At 67.7% G+C, this 18,582-nt stretch carries 18 protein-coding genes; 10 read left to right on the plus strand and 8 right to left on the minus strand.

The window, feature by feature from the left end:
• Window positions 1–433 (minus strand): MFS transporter (locus NVU01S_RS41375; RefSeq protein WP_156522248.1); only part of this gene is annotated, 433 nt, incomplete at its 3' end.
• A 96-nt stretch (window positions 434–529) separates the two neighbouring features.
• Here NVU01S_RS41375 and NVU01S_RS41380 point away from each other — a divergent pair.
• A complete protein-coding gene (locus NVU01S_RS41380) occupies window positions 530–1,072 on the plus strand; it encodes an ATPase (RefSeq protein WP_209444906.1) in 543 nt (180 codons plus the stop codon).
• A gap of 68 nt (window positions 1,073–1,140) precedes the next feature.
• Window positions 1,141–2,388 carry a vWA domain-containing protein gene (locus NVU01S_RS41385; RefSeq protein WP_043682141.1) on the plus strand — a complete coding sequence of 416 codons (1,248 nt, stop codon included), beginning with the start codon at window positions 1,141–1,143 and terminating at the stop codon, window positions 2,386–2,388.
• Window positions 2,389–2,395: 7 nt separating this feature from the next.
• On the opposite strand, the gene NVU01S_RS41390 is transcribed toward NVU01S_RS41385, so the two are convergent.
• Complete coding sequence (locus tag NVU01S_RS41390; protein ID WP_043682144.1) at window positions 2,396–2,917, minus strand: PadR family transcriptional regulator; 522 nt, start codon at window positions 2,915–2,917, stop codon at window positions 2,396–2,398.
• Window positions 2,918–3,029: 112 nt separating this feature from the next.
• Between NVU01S_RS41390 and NVU01S_RS41395 the strand changes: the two genes are divergently transcribed.
• A complete protein-coding gene (locus tag NVU01S_RS41395) occupies window positions 3,030–4,334 on the plus strand; it encodes a carotenoid oxygenase family protein (protein WP_043682147.1) in 1,305 nt (434 codons plus the stop codon).
• A gap of 36 nt (window positions 4,335–4,370) precedes the next feature.
• Here the strand turns inward: NVU01S_RS41395 and NVU01S_RS41400 are convergent, their stop codons facing one another.
• A complete protein-coding gene (locus NVU01S_RS41400; RefSeq protein WP_014982884.1) occupies window positions 4,371–4,649 on the minus strand; it encodes a hypothetical protein in 279 nt (92 codons plus the stop codon).
• Window positions 4,650–5,075: 426 nt separating this feature from the next.
• Between NVU01S_RS41400 and NVU01S_RS41405 the strand changes: the two genes are divergently transcribed.
• The 4 genes from NVU01S_RS41405 to NVU01S_RS41420 all read left to right on the plus strand — a co-directional run bounded on the left by NVU01S_RS41405 (window position 5,076) and on the right by NVU01S_RS41420 (window position 9,124).
• Entirely contained in the window at window positions 5,076–5,372 is a 297-nt protein-coding gene (locus tag NVU01S_RS41405) for a hypothetical protein (protein WP_014982885.1), read from the plus strand.
• 205 nt (window positions 5,373–5,577) lie between these two features.
• The gene (locus NVU01S_RS41410) at window positions 5,578–6,969 is read left to right on the plus strand and encodes a DUF1254 domain-containing protein (RefSeq protein ID WP_043682150.1); all 1,392 of its coding nucleotides are present in this window, start codon (window positions 5,578–5,580) and stop codon (window positions 6,967–6,969) included.
• Window positions 6,970–7,115: 146 nt separating this feature from the next.
• Entirely contained in the window at window positions 7,116–8,345 is a 1,230-nt protein-coding gene (locus NVU01S_RS41415; protein ID WP_043682208.1) for a cytochrome P450, read from the plus strand.
• 56 nt (window positions 8,346–8,401) lie between these two features.
• Window positions 8,402–9,124 (plus strand): TetR/AcrR family transcriptional regulator, encoded by a 723-nt coding sequence (locus NVU01S_RS41420; protein WP_043682153.1) that lies wholly within the window; start codon window positions 8,402–8,404, stop codon window positions 9,122–9,124.
• Window positions 9,125–9,145: 21 nt separating this feature from the next.
• On the opposite strand, the gene NVU01S_RS41425 is transcribed toward NVU01S_RS41420, so the two are convergent.
• On the minus strand, window positions 9,146–11,032 hold the full coding sequence (locus NVU01S_RS41425; protein WP_043682157.1) for a TerD family protein: 1,887 nt from the start codon (window positions 11,030–11,032) through the stop codon (window positions 9,146–9,148).
• A 109-nt stretch (window positions 11,033–11,141) separates the two neighbouring features.
• Entirely contained in the window at window positions 11,142–13,379 is a 2,238-nt protein-coding gene (gene pabB / locus NVU01S_RS41430) for an aminodeoxychorismate synthase component I (protein ID WP_043682160.1), read from the minus strand.
• A gap of 80 nt (window positions 13,380–13,459) precedes the next feature.
• On the opposite strand from pabB, the gene NVU01S_RS41435 reads away from it, so the two are divergent.
• The 3 genes from NVU01S_RS41435 (at window position 13,460) to NVU01S_RS41445 (ending at window position 16,390) form a co-directional block, all read left to right on the plus strand.
• Window positions 13,460–14,524 (plus strand): phosphotransferase family protein, encoded by a 1,065-nt coding sequence (locus NVU01S_RS41435; RefSeq protein WP_082032465.1) that lies wholly within the window; start codon window positions 13,460–13,462, stop codon window positions 14,522–14,524.
• 71 nt (window positions 14,525–14,595) lie between these two features.
• Window positions 14,596–15,126 (plus strand): DinB family protein, encoded by a 531-nt coding sequence (locus NVU01S_RS41440; RefSeq protein WP_043682167.1) that lies wholly within the window; start codon window positions 14,596–14,598, stop codon window positions 15,124–15,126.
• A 133-nt stretch (window positions 15,127–15,259) separates the two neighbouring features.
• A complete protein-coding gene (locus NVU01S_RS41445) occupies window positions 15,260–16,390 on the plus strand; it encodes an NDMA-dependent alcohol dehydrogenase (protein ID WP_014982893.1) in 1,131 nt (376 codons plus the stop codon).
• Window positions 16,391–16,432: 42 nt separating this feature from the next.
• Here the strand turns inward: NVU01S_RS41445 and NVU01S_RS41450 are convergent, their stop codons facing one another.
• From NVU01S_RS41450 to NVU01S_RS41460, 3 genes are all read right to left on the minus strand, one after another.
• Complete coding sequence (locus NVU01S_RS41450; RefSeq protein WP_042259658.1) at window positions 16,433–16,780, minus strand: iron chaperone; 348 nt, start codon at window positions 16,778–16,780, stop codon at window positions 16,433–16,435.
• Between the two features lie 77 nt (window positions 16,781–16,857).
• Window positions 16,858–17,355: a GNAT family N-acetyltransferase gene (locus tag NVU01S_RS41455; protein ID WP_043682171.1), complete on the minus strand. Its 498-nt coding sequence runs from the start codon at window positions 17,353–17,355 to the stop codon at window positions 16,858–16,860.
• A gap of 7 nt (window positions 17,356–17,362) precedes the next feature.
• A complete protein-coding gene (locus NVU01S_RS41460) occupies window positions 17,363–18,556 on the minus strand; it encodes a serine hydrolase domain-containing protein (protein WP_043682174.1) in 1,194 nt (397 codons plus the stop codon).
• Between the last annotated feature and the right edge of the window lie 26 nt (window positions 18,557–18,582).

An 18,582-nucleotide genomic window follows, 5' to 3' on the forward strand; every position in this document is an offset into this window, starting at 1 on the left:
ACACACCGATCGCCCGCGCGCGTTCGACCCGGCCGGTGAACACGGTGGTGATGATCGACATCGCCACCGGATTGAGCATCGAGCCGCCGACCGCCTGCAGGAACCGTGCCCCGATCAAGACCTCGATGGTCGGCGCGAGGCTGCACAGCAGGGAGCCGAGCGCGAAGGTGGCCAGTCCGATTCGGAACACCTTGCGGCGGCCGAACCGGTCGGCCGCGGTCCCGGCCAGCATCAGGAAGCTCGCGAGAGTGAGGGTGTAGGCGTCGACGATCCATTGCAGCCGCGACAGCGGCGCGTGCAGATCCGCCTGGATGGCCGGGATCGCGACGTTCACGATGGTCGCGTCCATCGACACGATGAGCAGGCTCAGACAGCACGTTGCCAGCACGATCGTTTTGCGACGGGCGGACAACCCGTCAACAGTTGTAAGCATATAACTATTGTGTTCTTACAACTGTTCCACATGCAAGGGCTGTGATCCAGGTCGCACCGACTCGGCTCGCCTCCGGCGGGTTGGCATTCTGGACGGGTGATCGACAAATCGGAGGTGCTGTTCCTCGGTGGGCGCTCGGGCGTCGGCAAGAGCCGGGTCGGTCTCGCCGTGCACGCGGTACTCGCTGCGGCGAACGTGCGGCACGCGCTGATCGAAGGCGACAGCCTCGATCTGGCCTACCCGCCCACCTGGGAGCACGGCCTCGCCGAACAGAATCTGGCGGCGATGTGGGGGAACTACCGCGGGCTCGGCTACCGACGGTTGATCTACACCAATACCGCGAGCGTGTTTCCCGAGGTCATCGCGGAGCTCACGGCGGCGATGGGGGATACGCCGACGGTCACCGCGGTGCTGCTGACCTGTGACGATCAGACCGCGTCCGCGCGGCTCGCGGTGCGCGAGAACGGCATCGAACTGCAGCGGCACATCGAGCGCAGCATCGCGACGGCCAGGGAACTCGACCACGCGGTGCCGGCGTGGGTCCGGGTGGTCGACACCACCGACCGGACCCCCGAAGAGATCGCCGCGGAGATCGTTGCCCTCACCGGCTGGCAGGCCGACCCGTTCGTGGTCGCCTGAGCGCGCCCACGGCGGCCGCGGCACTGTCATACTCTGGCGACGATTTCGGTCCGTTCTAAGGAGTCTCGATGGGCGCTGCACTGGTCAAGGGGCAGAACGGGGCACTGGCCGAGCCGCGGGTGGTGCTGTCGGTGCGGACCGAGGCCGAGGTCGATCTGTCGGCCCTGCTGGTGACCGCGGCGGGCGTCGTGCGCTCCGACGCCGACTTCGTGTTCTTCAATCAGCCGAGCGGGCCCGGCGTGCACCTGCGCACCGAAGGCGCCGCCGCGCTGGAGGTTTCGCCCGCCGACCTGCCCGCCGAGATCATGCAGGTGCGCGCGATCCTCACCCTCGCCGACGCGTCCGCGACGTTCGGGCAGTTCGCCGCGCCGGTGGTGACGGTCGCCGACAGTGCCGCAAACATGGTGTACGAGTACCGCATCGAGGGTCTGTCGAGCGAGTCCGTGGTGATCGCGCTCGAGCTGTACCGCCGCGAGTCGGCGTGGAAGGTGCGGGCGGTGGGGCAGGGCTACGCGGGCGGTTTCGCGGCGCTGGTCACCGATCATGGTGTGCGCGTGGACGATACGCCCGCCCTGGCACCGGAGCCGCAGGTGCGCACCGTGCCCGGCGAGGCGGCGCTGTCGTTCGAGAAACGCGAAAAGCTCGACCTGCGTAAGCGTGCCGTCGCGAAGGTGCTGATCGACAAGGATGCCTTCGGTATTCGTGCGCGCGTGGTGCTGGTGCTCGACAAGACCGGCAGCATGCAGAAGCAGTACCGCAATCAGGTGGTGCACCGCGTCGTGCAGCGGATGGTTCCGATCGCCACCCAGCTCGACGACAACGGCAGGCTCGAGGCGTACCTGTACGCGCTGTCGTTCGCCAAACTGCCCGATATCACCGTCGAGCACAGCGACGAATGGGCGCAGACCTATCTGCACCTCGGCGGGAACCACGCGGGTATCGATTACGACCGGATCGGCGGACGCAACGACGAACTGCCGATCATGCGCGACATCCTGTCCTCGGTGCGTCCCGGCGACGGACCGACCCTGATCCTGTTCTTCACCGACGGCGGCTTCGCGAACAAGCGCGAGATCAGCGCGCTCATCCGGGATGCGGCGCGGCTGCCCGTGTTCTGGCAGTTCATCGGATTGGGCAAGGCGAACTACGGACTGCTCCGCACGCTCGACGAGCTGTCGGACCGGTTGGTCGACAACGCTGGCTTTTTCGCCCTCGACGATATCGACCGCGTCGAGGACGGCGAGCTGTACACCCGCCTGCTCGGCGAATTCCCAGACTGGCTGCGCGCCGCCCGTGCCGCGGGCGTGCTGCGCTGACACGCGCTCATTGCTCGGGGATCTGCTCGCCGGCCCAGCGAGCCCACTCCTCGTTCATCGCGTGGAACCGCTGACCCCATTCCAGCGCGAGCCGGCCGTAGCGGGAGAACTCGTTGTCGTCCTCCCAGGCGATCGATTTCTCCAAAGCGCGCAGCGCCGCGAGGCCTTCCGCGGCTCGGGTCGCGATCTCGCTCAGGTAGGACGCGGCCTGGGCCGGTGCCAGCGCGCCGAGAAAGAAGACGCGCAGCGTCGTCTCGTTGCGGACCGAGTGCTTGGGCTTCGTCTCGGTCAGCCAGTGCCGTAGTTCGGCGCGGCCGGACTCGGTGATCGTGTATTCCTTGCGGCCACGCGGCCCTTCGTCCGAGACGGAGATCAGGCCGGCGTCGGCGAGCGTGCCGAGTTCGGTGTAGATCTGGCTCTGGGTTGCCGTCCAGACATTGGCCAGCGACACCTTGAAGCGCTGGATCAGGTCATATCCGCTGGCTGGGCGGTCGGCGAGCAGCCCGAGCACGGCGAAGCGGAGACTCATGCGGGTCACTCTACATTCCACTATTGACAGGTCGATTTCTCAAACTCTAGTTTCGACATGTCTAAACAGGAATATTGGGCGCAGCCGCCCCCGCTCAGATCGGTCGTTCCGCATGACTTCTCCCGTCCCGCATCTCGCCGGCAACTACGCCCCGGTCGCCGCAGAGTTGACCACGCACGATCTGCCGGTCACCGGCCAGATTCCGGCCGAACTCACCGGCTGGTACCTGCGCAACGGGCCCAATCCGCACGACGCCGCGTCCCGGCACTGGTTCACCGGTGACGGCATGGTGCACGGCATCCGCATCGAGAACGGACGCGCCGTCTCGTACCGTAATCGCTGGGTGCGTACCAAGACATTCACCGACGGCGCTCGCGTCATCGATGACGAGGGCAACCGGGATCTGGCCGCGGGCGTGGCCAATACGCACGTCATCCGGCACGCGGGCCGGACGCTGGCGCTGGTCGAATCGTCCTATCCCTACGAATTGACCTGCGAGCTGGACACGGTCGGGCCCTACGACTTCGACGGCGCGCTGCACACGCCGATGACCGCGCACCCCAAAACCTGTCCGAGCACCGGTGAGCTGCACTTCTTCGGCTATGAGGTGCTCAACGAGCCCTATCTCACCTACCACCGCGCCGACGCCGACGGCACGTTGCTGCTCAGCAGGCCCATCGAGGTGCCCGCCGCGACCATGCAGCACGATTTCAATCTCACCGCGCAGCATGTCGTATTCATGGATCTACCTGTAGTTTTCGACCTGCCCACCGCGCTGGCTCGGGAGGGGATGCCGTTCCGCTGGAGCGAGTCCTATCCGGCCCGGCTCGGCGTGCTGCGCCGCGACGATCCGTACGGCGAGGTGCGCTGGTTCGCCATCGATCCCTGCTATGTGTTCCACACGCTCAACGCGCACGACGAGCCGGGAAAGATCGTGCTGTACGTCATGCGCTATCCGCAGCTGTGGCAGCACGACTCGCACGGGTTCGACGAGTCCACGTTGTGGCGCTGGACCATTGATCTGGGCACGGGCGCCGTGGCCGAGGAACAGCTCGACGATCGGGTCGCGGAGTTCCCCCGGGTGGACGATCGGCTGATCGGCCAGGATGCGCGCTTCGGTCATGTGACGGTCGCCGGCGACTCGAGTGCGCTGATCCGCTACGACCTGCACACCGGCGATCGGACCACGCACGAGTTCGGTGCGGGACGCGTCCCCGCGGAAGCGGTGTTCGCACCCGCGGACGAACAGCCCGGCGGCAGCGGATATCTCATGTCTTTTGTCTATAACGCCACGTCAGAGCTGAGCGATCTGGCTATTTTGCGCGCCGACGATCTTGCCGCGGCCCCGGTGGCCACTGTGCACCTGCCGCAACGGGTTCCGTTCGGATTCCACGGCAGCTGGCTCCCCGACGTGTAGCGGCGCGGCCGGGCCGGTGTGGTACCGGCGCGGCGCTCAGCCGATGACGGCGTTCATGATGGTGCCCGCGCTGGTCGCGACCACACCACCGATCATGGCTCCCGCCACCATCTTCGGCGAGTCCAGGCCGCCGCCGGTCCATTTCTCCCACGCGAACTTGCCGCCCGCGTAGATGATGGCCACGATGCCGGCCAGCAGCACGAACCAGGTGAAGTAGCGAACCAGTTGGAGGAACTTGTCGGAGACCGGCGGAGCTTCGGGGCTGGGATTGCCGATCTGCGCGAGCAGGGTGTCGTAAGCGGCGGCCAGGATCATCGTCGTCAGCTCATTCTGGGTTCGGGACAGGGCAGGAAAGTCGCTGCCTGTGATGGTATCGGTTTGTTCGCTGCAATGCGGCCTTCCTTTCGGGACGGATCGAGTCAGGGCCCCAAGGAAGTTCGGTGCCGCGAGCACCTTGCCGGGTTGCCGATGCTCGCCGATGATGGAGGGGCGCGGTGGCCGGTGCGCTCGGCGGCCGCGCCCCGACGGCGCCGCCGGCGGGTTGCTACTACCGCTTGGGGGCGATTCCGCGGAATGCAGCGTGCGACTCGGCACGGGGGTGTGTGCGCTGTTGCGTACCGGGTATCCACGGGAGTAACGATGAGCCCGTATCCTCGTCCAAGATCGAATTCATCGGCGGTTTAACAGCTTTCGTGTGGCGGCTCGGGCGGCGGCACGGTTGTAGTGGAGCGTAGGGAGTAGATGGTGAGCATCATTCTGGCGTCGGTCGGCGATACCTTCACGACACTGGCGCAAGTCGGAAACCCCACGCCGGAGGCGCCGCCGCTGTCGGACAAGATCCTGCAGATGGTTCGCTACCTGACCTGGTTCGCGCTGCTCTCGGGCATTCTCGCCATCGTCTTCGCGGGCGGTAAGTTCGCGTGGGAGAAGTGGCAGGGTGGTGCGCTGCAGTCACCGAAGATGATCGCGGGGGCCATGGTCGGTGGTGTGGTGGCGACCAGTGCGGGCACCATCATGAACGCGGTCCTCGGCACCTGAGTTATTTCGGTTACCGATCGGCAACTGCTCGTATCGCCATGTCTGCGTGCGTAGTACGAGGTATGCCCGTCAGTAGCGATGCCGTCGGTGCGGCCCTCGCGACCGGCGTCTGCACCCCTGCTTTTCCGTAGTATCGGCTAACGCTTGGCTATACTGCGGTGTGCAGCTCTGGCACTGTCCGATCGGATCGGGAAGCAGGGGAACCATGGGTGATCGGACCGGCGGACTTTCCCGTCGGAGCATGTTCGGGCTGGCGGCGTCGGTGGCCGCGGTCTCGGCCGGGGTGTCGTCCTGTGCGGAGTCCGAGGTCGAATCGCCGGCCGCGCCGACCACCCGGCTCAGTGATACCGCGGCGATCGCCAAGGACGCCTACATCTTCGGCTATCCGCTCGTCCTGATGGACGTCACCCGGGTCGCGGCCGGGGCGACCAACCGATTCCAGCACGCGTCGACGTTGCCGACGCCCGCGCGACGGGATGTGGTGCGCCTCAACCAGGACACCCTGTACTCGGCGGCATGGCTGGACCTGCGCGCCGAGCCGATCCTGTTGCGCGTACCGGCCATCGAGGACGGCCGGTACTGGTTGATGCAGCTGCTCGATGCCTGGACGAACACCGTGCACAACCCGAGTAGCGTTCGGCCGCAGGCGAAGTCCGGAGCGCCGTACACCTACGCAGTGGTCGGTCCCGGGTGGTCGGGCACCCTGCCGGACGACGTCACCCCGCTGCCTATGCCGACCTCGACGGTATGGCTGCTCGGCCGGATCCAGGTGAACGGTGCGGCGGATCTGCCTGCCGTGCATGCCATTCAGCAGCAGCTCACGGTGACACCGCTCAGTGGCAACGTCGAGCCGCAGGCCGGTGCGCCTGCGCCGCAGGCGGATTCGACGCCGCCCGCCGAACAGGTCGCGGCCATGGATGCGAGCACCTTCTTCGAGCGTCTGTGCGCGGTCCTCGCGACGACCCCGCCCGCCCCGGCCGACGCGCCCGCGATGAAACGCTTTGCCACGCTCGGGATCACGCCGGGCGGCAAGGTCACCGGTATCGCCGCGGCCGAACTCACCGCGGCGGTGGCCACTGCGAAGCAACAGATTCCGGTCTATCTCGACCCGCAGGCGGTGCACGAGAACGGCTGGACCTTCGACCCGTCCATCGGCGCCTACGGCACGAACTATCTCCAGCGCGCGGCGATCGCGTGGAAAGGCCTGGGCGCCAACCTCGCTCAGGACGCGATCTATCCGACCCTGTTCGCCACGGCGGGTGCGAACGGCAGCCGATTCCGCCTGCATTTCCCGCCCGGCCGGACCCCGCCCGTCGCGGCCTTCTGGTCCTTGACCGCCTACGGCCCGGACAGTTATCTGATCGACAACCCCGCCGGGATCTACTCGGTCGGCCACCAGCTACCGGTGGTCCCCAATCCGGACGGTTCGGTCGACCTCGCCGTGCAACACGGCGATCCGGGACCGGCCGTCCCGCCGGGCAACTGGCTGCCCATCCCGGAATCCGGCCAGTTCTCCCTCACTCTGCGCCTGTACGCCCCGAAAGAGGAGGCCGTCCGCGGTGGCTGGCAGCCGCCGCCGCTGACTCCGGTGCAATGACACTGCGACCGCCGCGGCAGGTTGAGTAAACGGGTTTTACTAAACGCTGTTCACAAACCCCTGTTCTGTGCTTCTATCGATCCAGAACGTGTTCCGCACAGTGTCGTGAGGTCTGCAGCCCAGACCGGTAGGAGTTAGCAGTGACCGTGACCACGCCCTCGATTCCCGCAGGATTCGACTTCACCGATCCAGACATGCTCGCCGCCCGGCTGCCGGTGGCGGAGTTCGCCGAGCTGCGGCGCACCGCCCCGGTCTGGTGGTGCGCGCAATCGGGCCGGTCGAGCGGCTTCGACGACGGCGGCTACTGGGTGGTCTCCAAGCTCGACCACATCAAGGAGATCTCCAAGCACCCGGAACTGTTCTCGTCACATCAGAACGGTTCGATCATCCGGTTCAACGAGGACGTCACCACCGAGCAGATCGACATGCTCAGCGACATGCTGCTGATCAACCTCGATCCGCCCAAGCACACCAAGGTGCGCCGGATCATCTCCAAGGGCTTCACCCCGCGCGCGATCGAGAGCCTGCGCGCCGCGCTCACCGAGCGGGCGGCCCGGATCGTGCACGAGGCCAAGAAGAACGGCAGCGGCGACTTCGTCGAACAGGTCGCCTGTGAACTGCCCTTGCAGGCCATCGCCGAGCTGATCGGCATCCCGCAGGAAGATCGCAAGAAGATCTTCGACTGGTCCAATCAGATGATCTCCTACGACGATCCGGAGTTCGAAGGCGATCACCAGGTCGCCACCGCCGAGGTCATGGGCTACGCGTGGAATATGGCCGAAGATCGTCGCAAGTGTCCCGCAGACGACATCGTGACCCAATTGGTCAATGCGGACATCGACGGTGAGGGTCTGGCGTCCGACGAATTCGCCTTCTTCGTCATCCTGCTCTCGGTCGCGGGCAACGAGACCACCCGCAACTCGATCACCCACGGCATGAAGGCGTTCGTGGACAACCCGGAGCAGTGGGAGATCTACAAGGAGCAGCGGCCGCGCACCGCACCCGACGAGATCGTCCGCTGGGCCACCCCCGTGAACGCCTTCCAGCGCACCGCCACGCAGGACCTGGAACTCGGCGGGCAGCAGATCAAGCAGGGTCAGCGGGTCGGGTTGTTCTACGGTTCGGCCAATTTCGACGAAGAGGCGTTCCGGGATCCGTTCAGCTTCGATGTGCTGCGCAATCCCAACCCGCACGTCGGCTTCGGCGGTACCGGCACGCACTACTGCGTCGGCGCGAATCTGGCCCGGCTGCAGATCGATCTGATGTTCAACGCGATCGCCGACGCGATGCCGAATCTGCGTCAGGTGTCCGAGCCGGTGCGGCTGCGCTCGGGCTGGCTCAACGGCATCAAGCGGTGGGATGTCGAATACGCGTGACCGCACAGCGGTCCGCACGACCACGCGAGGCTTCGATGACGCCTAATCTAACCAGCATGAGTAACCCCAGACCCCGGGGCCGCTCGCCGGTCGTGACCGACGCCGAGATCCGGCGGGTGGCCAGGACGCTGTTGGTCGAACACGGGCCCGACGCGGTGAGTTTGCGTGCGATCGCGCGGGCCCTCGGTATCACCGCGCCCGCGCTGTATCGGTACCACCGCTCGCTGGACGAGCTGATGGAACGGCTGCGCCTGGAGTTCTGCGCCGATCTCGCCGCCGAGCTGTCGGCCGAGATCGCCACCCTGCCCGACGACGGCGTGGTGCAGTTCTTCGCCATCTGCAAGGGATTTCGGCGCTGGGCACTGGCGCACACCAGGGAGTTCACCCTGGTGTTCGCTTCGCCCGGCGGCGGCGACGAAGCCAGGGCGCTGCGCCGCTTCGACGAGCCGTTCGGCCGGATCTTCCTCGCCGCCGCGGGCCGGCTGCTGGCCAACTACGACATCGTCACCCCGCGAACCGATGTCATCCCGCCGGAGTTGCACGAGGACCTGGTGCACTTCCAGACCGAGCTGCTCGCCGCGCTGTCCGAGTCCGGGCAGAAGTTCCCGGCCGAGAAGCTCGATCTGGGCGTGATGTATCTGATGATCCAGATCTGGGCGCGCCTCTACGGTCACGTCACGCTGGAGGTCTTCGGCAACTACCCGATTCCGCTCTCCAATCCCGAAGTGCTGTTCGACGCGATGCTGGCCGATCTGGGGCGCACGGCGGGCCTGAGCTGACCGCTGGACAGGGGCTGGGCCTCAGATGCGGGCGCCCTTGGCGCGATTGCACGAGCGGCACAGGATCTGCAGGTTGGCGGCGCTGGTCGCGCCGCCGCGGCTGAGCGGGATGATGTGGTCGAACTCCAGGTAGTGGCTGTCACCGCATTCGACGCACTTGCCGCCGTCGCGCTGCCACACTTCGGCTTTCACCTCCTGCGGGATGCTGCGGGTGTCGCGCTGACCCGGGGTGAGGATGAGGCGCTTGGCCACCCGTAGCGCACCCTCCAGCGCGGCGGCGACATGGTCGGGGTCGTTCACGGTGAAACTGGCGCCGCCGCGCGCCGAGGTCGCCGCGAGCACCACCGTGTTCTGTTCGGTGTGCACGGAAACGACACGGGACCACGGCAATTCGACGCCGGTGCCGTCGCCGACGAAACGCAGCTTCTTGTTGCTGACGATCAGCCTGCCCTCGGTCAGCCGCGGCCCACGGGCCAGCTGGCGGACGTGGATCGCGGGCAGATCGAGGTGCACCTTCTCCTCCGGGTCCAGATGCAGTCCCGGCGTGCGCACCACCGGCAGGTCGCCGGCCCGCAGCCGGGACAGGCTGCGGCCGCGATGCATTCGCCTGCGCAGGTCTTCGATCAATGGACCGGACAGCAGCAGTTCGGCGACGGCGTGCTCGAAGGCGGCCAGCTCGCCCTGCTCGACCTCGCCGTCGGCGAAGGTGAACGCGACCAGGCGTTCGACGTAGCTCAGTGCCGCGTCGTGCAGCACGGCACGACCCGCGTTCTCATCGACGCGCTGATACCGCAGCGACGCCCACAGCGCCGCCCATTCGGGCCCGCGCGGCCCATGCGTGGTGAGCACCCGCCACGCCTGGCTGTGCCAGTGCACGAGGAATTCCTCGGTCTCGGCCGCGCACGGCTCGCACGGCGCGAGGCCGCGGAACAGCTTGCGGCGGCGCGGGTTTCCACAACGGGCGCACTGACGCTCGTCCGGTGGGCGGCGCCGGTGCGTGGCCGAGGTCCACTCCGTGCCGTCCCACCAGCGCAGGCGGGCGGAGTTCTCCGGGTCCGGATACCAGTCGGCGCGTTCGGGATCCGGTGGGGGCGGGGGCGGGGCGGTCTCGACGGGGCGACGGGCGAGATCGACCGGGCGGCTGCCCCGGGCGCGGATCGCGGTGTCCGGCACCGGCGGAGTCGTTTCGACGCCGATGCGTTCGCCCCCGTTGTGCTGGGTTCCGTCGAGCTGGTGCTGGGTTTGGTCGAGCTGTTGCTGGGTTTCGTTGAGCTGGTGCTCGGGTCCGCGCTCGGCACGGCCGGGCAGGCTTTCGCGTGGAAGACGTTCAGGCCGGGGCGAAACGGCAGGTTCGCGCGGCCGCCGCCGACCCGCGGGCGATTCGGCTCCGCGCGCGGCGTCGGCCGGTTCGTCGACGCTGACGCCGAATTCGGTGACCAGCCCGGACAATCCGGTGGACCACCCCTGGGCGATCGCGCGGAAGCGCCACTGCCCGTCCCGGCGATAGAACTCGCCGAACATCAGCGCGGTCACCGGATCGGCGTCCTCGATGGCGAACTCGGTCATCGGACCGTTCGCGTCGTGGATGGTCAGTGTCAGACCGGTGATCTCGCCGAAGGTGCCTTCGTCGACCGATCCGCCGATCACGATCCGCTGCACCGTCGCCTCGGTCCGGGGCAGCGACACGCTCAGCCGGGCCGTGCGGGGCGCGGGTTCCTGATCGATGGTCACGGCTTGCGAGATGTGCCGCGGCGCGTTGTAGAAGACCAGATCCCGGTCGCTGCGCACCGTCCCGGTCGCGCCGAGCAACAGGGCATGCCCGTCCACCGCATGCGCCGACTGCCACGAAACAACCACGGCAAGAAGGGATGTCGGTACCGGTGCGTTGGCGCCTTTGCTGAGTTTCATCGTCCTCGAACTATGCCACGACCCTCCGACACGCCGAGTCCGCCGGTGCCCTCGTTCGGCGGGGCGGGGCCGGGTAGCGCGGGTTTTTCCAGGCCGGGACCGGTCCGGCTCAGTGCACGGCGCGGTCGGCGGCGGCGCGCAACGTAGCCGCGGCCTTGAGGGTCATCTCGTGGTATTCGTCGTCGGCGGTGGAGTCGAGCACGATGGCCCCGCCCGCGCCGATGCGCCAGCGGCCGTCGTAGCGGACCGCGGTGCGGATGACGATGTTGAGATCGGCGGTACCGCCGAGGCCGAGGAAACCGATGGTGCCCGAATAGACGCCGCGGGCTTCGGTTTCCAGCTCGTCGATGATCTCCATGGTGCGCAGTTTCGGCGCACCGGTCATCGAGCCGCCGGGGAAACACGCACGCAGACAGTCGATCACGTCGACCTCGGGCCGCAGCGTGCCGCGCACGGTGGAAACCAGTTGGTGCATGGTCATATACGACTCGATCGCCATCAACTTCGGCACGTGCACGCTGCCGATCTCGCAGACCCGGCCCAGATCGTTGCGCAGCAGATCGACGATCATCAGATTCTCCGCCCGGGTCTTCGGGCTGTCGGCCAGTTCCCTGGCCAGCCGTGCGTCTTCGGCGGGGGTCGCGCCGCGCGGCGCGGTGCCCTTGATCGGCTTGCTCTCCACCGTGCGGCTGCGATCGATCTTCAGGAAGCGTTCCGGTGAGGAACAGGCGATTTCGAGATCGTCGAAGCGCAGATAGGCGGCGTAGGGCGCCGGATTACAGCGGCGCAGCGTCCGATAGAAGTCGAGTCCGTCGTCTTCGGCGGCGGGGATGGCGACGCCGTCGGTGAGGCAGATCTCGTAGGACTCGCCCGCCAGTAGCCGTTCCTGGCAGACATCGATATCGGCGAGGTAGCGCTCGCGGCCGCGGATCAGCAGTGGCTCGACGGCGTCGCCGTCCGACGGGATGTCGAGCGTGGGCGGATTCGCCCAGGTCGGCAGGGCTGCCAAGGTTTCGGCGGTGTCGCGCAGCCAGTCGGCGCCGGCGCGCAGCGTCTCCGGCGCCGAATCCGTCAGCGACAGTAGGTGGGTGCGCCCGCCGACGTGGTCGACGACCACGATCCGGTCGGCGAAGAGCCACTGCGCATCGGGCGTCGGCGCCCGGTGGGCCGCCGCGCCGCCGCAATCCGCCTTCACCTCGTAGCCGAGGTAACCGACATACCCGCCGGCGAAATCGAAAGGCAGCGCGGGCAGTTCGAGGCGGCGCCGCCGGAGTTCGGCGGCCAGATAGTCGAGCACGCCACCCGCGACCACCCGCCGATGCCCGTCGGACGACTCCACGGTCACCTCGCCGCTGCCGACCCGGTACCGCACGACCTCCGACAGCGGCCCGCTCGCGTCGCACAGGAACGAGAAGCGATCCAGTCCGGGCTCGACGTGTTCGCTGTCCAGCCACACCGCGGTGGGGGAGTTGCCGTACAGCCGGACGAAGGCGCTCTCGGTATCGATGGCCCGCTCGATCACGGCATGTTGCACCTGCCACTGTCGCGGCGGCCCGCCGCGATCCGGATCGGCGGTAGGGGTGGGCGCGACGGATGCGTCGTCGCGGCAGCCGAATTGCTCTGCTCCGGCGGGGAATTGCTCGGGTGCCAGGGGCGCGGCGGCCGACGGGGTGACGGGCGGTGGCGGGTTCGACGGAACGGACACCGGGCGCAGGCGCATGGTCACCGGATCCATGCGCCGACTGCGGGTTCGGCCGCGCGAGTTCGTCTTCCGGTGCGCCGCAGTCAATTCCGCGAAGTTGCGCAAGAGGGTGGCGCCGAATTCGCCCGCGATCGACTCGGGGTGGAACTGCACGCCCCACTGCGGCCGGCTGCGGTGCCGCACGCCCATGATCACCCCGTCCGCCGACAGCGCGGTGATCTCCAGGCTGTCCGGCAGCGGCCGCTGGGCGCACAGCGAGTGGTAGCGGACCGCGGTGAAGCCCTGCGGCACCCCCGCGAACAGGTCTCGATCGTCGTGCTCGATCCGATCGAGATAGCCGTGCCGGGCCGCGGGGGCCGGGGCGACGATCCCGCCCGCCGCCACCACGATGCCCTGATGGCCGAGGCATACGCCGAGCAACGGCAGCTCCGCCTCGCGGATCACGGTCGCCGAGATGCCGACGTCGCGCGGCACGTCCGGGCGGCCCGGTCCGGGGGAGATCACGATGTTGTCGAATCTGCTCAGTTCCAGCTCGCCGGCCTCGTCATTGCGCACGACCGTCGGCTCGAGCCCGTTCACCTCGCTGATCAGCTGATACAGGTTGTAGGTGAACGAGTCGTAATTGTCGATGAGCAACGTGCGCATGGTGCCCGAAACCCTACGCCGCACCGATTCCGGCTAACTGTTGTCATGTGCCTTCAGTTTGCTGATTCCCGTGGTGCACAATGTGGGGCATGTCTGTTGCGCAACCGAGCGGCGTGGATCGTGAACTCGTCGACTTCGCCCTCGTCGGCAAGTGGATGGATGAGCAGGGTTTGCCCGCAGGGGAATTCGAAGAGGTGACCGCGCTCGGCGGCGGGACGCAGAACGTCATGCTGCGGTTCGCGCGCGGCGGGCACACCTACGTCCTGCGCCGTGGGCCGAAGCATCTGCGGGCCAAGAGCAACGAGGTGATCCGCCGCGAGGCGCGCCTGCTCGGGGCGCTGAACGGAGCCGAGGTGCGCGCGCCCCGGGTCATCGCCGCGTGCCCCGACGAGTCGGTGATCGGGGCGGTGTTCTATCTGATGGAGCCGATCGACGGCTTCAACCCGGCCAACGAGCTGCCCGAGCTGCATGCGGGCGATCCCGCGATCCGCAAGGCGATGGGCCTGTCCGCGGTGGAAGCCATCGCCCGACTCGGCGCGCTCGACTATCAGGCGCTCGGGCTGTCCGACTACGGCAAGCCCGACGGGTTCCTGGAACGTCAGGTGCCGCGCTGGCTCGGCGAACTCGAATCCTATTCGGCCAACGAGGGTTATCCCGGCCCGCAGATCCCCGGCGTCGAGCGCACCGGGGAGTGGCTGGAACGCCACCGCCCCGCCCAGTGGACGCCCGGCATCCTGCACGGCGACTGTCACCTGGCCAACATGATGTTCGCCTACGACGGCCCGCAGGTGGCGGCCATGGTCGACTGGGAGATGTCGACCATCGGGGATCCGCTGCTCGATCTCGGCTGGCAGATCGCGACCCGGCCGGAACCGGGCACCACCGGCGCGGCGCTGGTCGGCAAGCTGGGCGCGGCGGGCGGGTTGCCCACGCCCGAGGAGATGGTCGCGCATTACGGGCAGTTCTCCGATCGCGACCTGAGCGCCGTCAACTGGTACACCGTGCTCGCCTGCTTCAAGCTCGGCATCGTGCTGGAGGGCACGCACGCGCGCGCGTTCGCGGGCAAGGCGCCCAAGCAGGTCGGCGACTTCCTGCACGCCATCACGCTGGAGCTGTTCGGGCGTGCGCATCGCCTGATGGAGTGATTGTCGGGATGTTGGCGAGGGTTGGCGGAATATCTATCGCAGCTGATATTCCGCCAGGCTAGGTTGGGCGCATGCCGATCGTTCCCGATGTGAAGAATTGGACCTGGGTCATCGAACGGTCTTGTGCCGATTGCGGTTTCGACCCGAACGGCACCGCGTTCGACGCCGTGCCCGCGCTGACCCGGGATGCCGCCGTCCGGTTCGCCGATGTGCTCCAGCGTCCCGATGTCCGAGTCCGCCCGGACGACTCGACCTGGTCGCCGCTGGAGTACGGCGCGCATGTGCGCGACGTGTGCCGCCTGTTCGATTCCCGGCTCGCCCTGATGCTCGCCGGTACAACGGACGGTTCGGTGCCGCGGTTCTCGAACTGGGATCAGGACGAGACCGCGGTTGCTGAGCGATACGATCAGCAGGACCCGGCGCGGGTGCGCGCCGAACTCGCGGATGCCGCGGAGCGGGTGGCCCGGTCGTTCGAATCCGTCCCGCTCTCGCAACGCCATCTGCGCGGTGAACGCAGCGATGGCTCGGTCTTCACGGTGGACTCGTTCGCCCGGTACTTCATCCACGATCTGGTGCACCACGTGCACGATGTGCGGGGCTGATACTAGAACGTGTTCGTGTGGTCTGATCCCTCGTGCCGCTGAATTTTCGGCGCAGTACTAGAACGCGTTCCACTTTTCTCGTAGTGTGGGTGCAGTCACATATAAGCACGTGCATGCGAGAGGGTCGACAGGAATGAAGACGAAGGGCGCGATCCTGTGGGGGATCGACCAACCGTGGTCGGTGGAAGAGATCGAGGTCGGCGATCCGGTCTCCGGCGAGGTGCAGATCCGGCTGGAGACCGCGGGCATGTGCCATTCCGACCATCACATCGTGACCGGTGCGACGCCGATGCCCGCCTTCCCGGTGATGGGCGGCCACGAGGGCGCGGGCGTGATCACCAAGCTCGGGCCGAACTGCCCCGCCGACCTCGCCGTCGGCGATCACGTGATCCTGTCGTTCATCCCCGCCTGCGGTCGCTGTCCGGCGTGCGTGAGCGGAAACATGGCGCTGTGCGATCTCGGTGCCGGCCTGCTGATGGGCCAGGCGATCAGCGACGGCACCTACCGGATCCAGGCGCGCGGCGAGAACGTCATCCCGATGTGCCTGCTCGGCACCTTCTCGCCGTACATGACGGTGCACCACACGTCCGTGGTGAAGATCGATCCCAGCATTCCGTTCGAGGTGGCCTGCCTGGTCGGCTGCGGTGTGCCCACCGGTTTCGGCTCGTCCACCCACGTGGCCAAGGTCGAGCCCGGCGAGACCGTGGTGATCGCGGGCATCGGCGGTGTCGGCATGAGCGCGCTGCAGGGCGCGGTGCTCTCCGGCGCGTCGAAAGTCGTGGCCATCGACCCGAATCCGTGGAAGCGGGAGCAGGCGCAGAAGTTCGGCGCCACGCACACCTACGAGAGCATGGCCGCCGCGATCATGCCGCTGATGGACGCCACCGAAGGGCGGATGGCGGAGAAGGTCATCCTCACCATGGGGGAGATGCACGGCGACTACATCGAAGAGGGCCTGATCCTCACCGCCAAGGCGGGCACCCTGGTCGTCACCTCGATGGGCCGGATGGACGCCGGCGAGGTGAAGATGAACAGCTTCCTGCTGTCCATGCTGCAGAAGACGGTGAAGGGCTGCATCTTCGGCGGTGGCAACGCCCGCCAGGACGCCCCGAACCTGCTGCGCCTCTACAAGGCAGGCCAGCTCAACCTCGACGACATGGTCACCCGCAGCTACTCCCTGGAGGAGATCAACCAGGGTTACCAGGACATGCTCGACGGCAAGAACATTCGCGGCATCATCAAGTACACCGAAGCCGACTGGTGATCCGCGTCCGCGAGTGGCGCGCTGTGCCACTCGCGGCAGCGGTCAGCGGCGGGCGGCCAGTTTGGTGGCGATATCGGCGATCAGGTCGTAGGGGATCGGTTTGGTGAGCGGGAACTTGAGGGTTCCCTTGCCGGCGCGATACGGCTCGACGGCGCGCTCGAAGGCCTTGTCGCCCGCCGGGATCGGATACACGCTGACGTGGTGTTTCCAGCCGGCGAAGTGGACGACGTTGTGGCCGTTCACCTTGAAGGTCGGGATGTCGTAGCTGATCGCCTCGGTCGCCTCGGGCAGCACGCGTTTGATGCTGTCCCGGATCTCCTCGAGGATGCTGCGCACATCTTCGGGAAACGACGCGATATAGGTGTCGACGGTTGCGGTCTGCTCTACCACGAGGTGCCTCGATTCCGTGAGCGGCTCTCGATTGCGTCGTTGCGACAGTGGAGCATCGCCAGTGTAAGCAGACTTCGCTACACCTTCTTGCGATACCAGCACTGCGCGTAGGGCTGGTCGTTGTGCGGTGCCGACTCCCGGTATCCGAGCCGTGCGTACAACGCCCGAGCTTCCACCAGATCCCGCCGGGTGTCCAGCACGATCTGCTCGGCTCCCAGCTCGCGCGCGGCGTCCTCGGCCGCCGCCACGAGCAGTGCGGCCCCGCCCTTACCGCGCATATCCGCCCGCACGAACACGCGTTTCAACTCCGCGGTCGCGGCATCCAGCAGGTGCACGCCCGCCGTGCCCACCGCCTCGCCGTCGAGCCGTCCCACCAGTAAAACCCCGCGCGGCGGCGCGAATTCGTGCCCGCGCACCGCCGCGATCTCCCGCTCCAGCTCCGCCGGATCGGTTGCCCTGCCTTCGTGCAGCCGATACCACCGGTCACTGACCTCGGTGTAGTAGGCGCGCCACAGCTGTGCCGCGGTGGCGGAGTCGAACGGCTCGGCCGCGACGACCCAGGCGCTCGCAGTCACGGCGCGCTCAGTGGGTGCAGCGCATCAGGGCTCGGCGCAGGTTGCGGCTGCGGACGTCGTCGAGGACGGCGAGGCCGAGCCGGTTCATGGTGTAGCCGAAGCCGAGACCGGTGGTGGGGTCGGCGAATCCGAAGGAACCGCCGAGGCCGGTGGTGCCGTACGCGCGTTTGTCGGAGCCGAAGCGGAACTCGCAGCCGGACTTGCGGAACCCGAGGTGGTAGCGGGTTTTGAGCAGCAGCACCAGATCGCCGGGCGGCACGTCGTCGGCGGTGTCCGCGGCGGCGAGCCGATCGAGCAGCGCGTCCTCGATGGGTAGTGCGCCGGTGCGGCCCGCCGCCGCGCCGTAGATCTTCGCCAGCGATCTCGCATTGCCGACGCCGTTGGAGCCCGGCAGCTCCACCTCGAGGAACTCGCGTCGCGTCGCCCGCACCGGATCACCGACGCGCGGGTTGGTGAGTGCCGAGTAGGCGAGGCCGCGCTTGGCGGCGAGTTGTGCGCCGATCCGCAGCGGGAGGTCGCGCTCGAAACGCAGCGCGTCCAGCCCGCGGGTCGCGGCCATGGTGGCGATGCGCTCCAACCCCTGTTCGGCGGGCAGCCCGATGAAGAAGTCCAGGCCGAGCGGTTTCGCGATGTCCTCGGCGAAGATGCGCCCGAGCGTGCGCCGCTGCGGGTCGACCCGGCGCAGCAGTTCGCCCTGGTACAGCCCGAGCGTGATCGCGTGGTAGCCGTGCCGGGTGCCCGGGCGCCACGCCGGTTTCTGCGCGGCCAGGATCGTGGCGAGCCCGTCCAGATCCGCGATCTGGGGCAACCGCACGATCGGGTCCAGGCCGGACAGTCCCGCCTGATGATCGATCAGCTGGCGGACCGTCACCGCCGCCTTGCCGTGCGCCGCGAACTCGGGCCAGTAGGTCGCCACCGGCTCTTCGTAATCGAGCAGACCCTTCGACACCGCGGACGCGACCGTGAACGCGGCCAGGCCCTTGGTCGAGGAGAACACCGGGACGATGGTGTCGCGCTCCCACGGCAGCGTCCGTCGGCGGTCCCGATGGCCCGCCCACAGGTCGACCACCGGGCGGTCACCCGCGTATACCGCGACTGCCGCTCCGACCTCACCGTGCTGGGCGAAGTTGCGGCGGAAAGCGTCGGCGACGGGTCCGAAGCCGGACTCCACCTCGCCGTGGACCGTGGGCGTTTCACTCATAGTCGTTCGATGGTATCGGCGTTCGT

The sequence above is a fragment of the Nocardia vulneris genome, assembly GCF_001613425.1.
In the GTDB taxonomy this organism is placed as follows: Bacteria; Actinomycetota; Actinomycetes; order Mycobacteriales; family Mycobacteriaceae; genus Nocardia; species Nocardia vulneris.

Coding starts and splice junctions, on each gene's coding strand:
- NVU01S_RS41410 (WP_043682150.1), top strand. CDS start 5,578: ATGGGTGATCGGACCGGCGGACTTTCCCGTCGGAGCATGTTCGGGCTG.
- NVU01S_RS41420 (WP_043682153.1), top strand. CDS start 8,402: ATGAGTAACCCCAGACCCCGGGGCCGCTCGCCGGTCGTGACCGACGCC.
- NVU01S_RS41385 (WP_043682141.1), top strand. CDS start 1,141: ATGGGCGCTGCACTGGTCAAGGGGCAGAACGGGGCACTGGCCGAGCCG.
- NVU01S_RS41405 (WP_014982885.1), top strand. CDS start 5,076: ATGGTGAGCATCATTCTGGCGTCGGTCGGCGATACCTTCACGACACTG.
- NVU01S_RS41440 (WP_043682167.1), top strand. CDS start 14,596: ATGCCGATCGTTCCCGATGTGAAGAATTGGACCTGGGTCATCGAACGG.
- NVU01S_RS41425 (WP_043682157.1), bottom strand. CDS start 11,032: ATGAAACTCAGCAAAGGCGCCAACGCACCGGTACCGACATCCCTTCTT.
- pabB (WP_043682160.1), bottom strand. CDS start 13,379: ATGCGCACGTTGCTCATCGACAATTACGACTCGTTCACCTACAACCTG.
- NVU01S_RS41435 (WP_082032465.1), top strand. CDS start 13,460: ATGTGGGGCATGTCTGTTGCGCAACCGAGCGGCGTGGATCGTGAACTC.
- NVU01S_RS41390 (WP_043682144.1), bottom strand. CDS start 2,917: ATGAGTCTCCGCTTCGCCGTGCTCGGGCTGCTCGCCGACCGCCCAGCC.
- NVU01S_RS41445 (WP_014982893.1), top strand. CDS start 15,260: ATGAAGACGAAGGGCGCGATCCTGTGGGGGATCGACCAACCGTGGTCG.
- NVU01S_RS41400 (WP_014982884.1), bottom strand. CDS start 4,649: ATGATCCTGGCCGCCGCTTACGACACCCTGCTCGCGCAGATCGGCAAT.
- NVU01S_RS41395 (WP_043682147.1), top strand. CDS start 3,030: ATGACTTCTCCCGTCCCGCATCTCGCCGGCAACTACGCCCCGGTCGCC.
- NVU01S_RS41460 (WP_043682174.1), bottom strand. CDS start 18,556: ATGAGTGAAACGCCCACGGTCCACGGCGAGGTGGAGTCCGGCTTCGGA.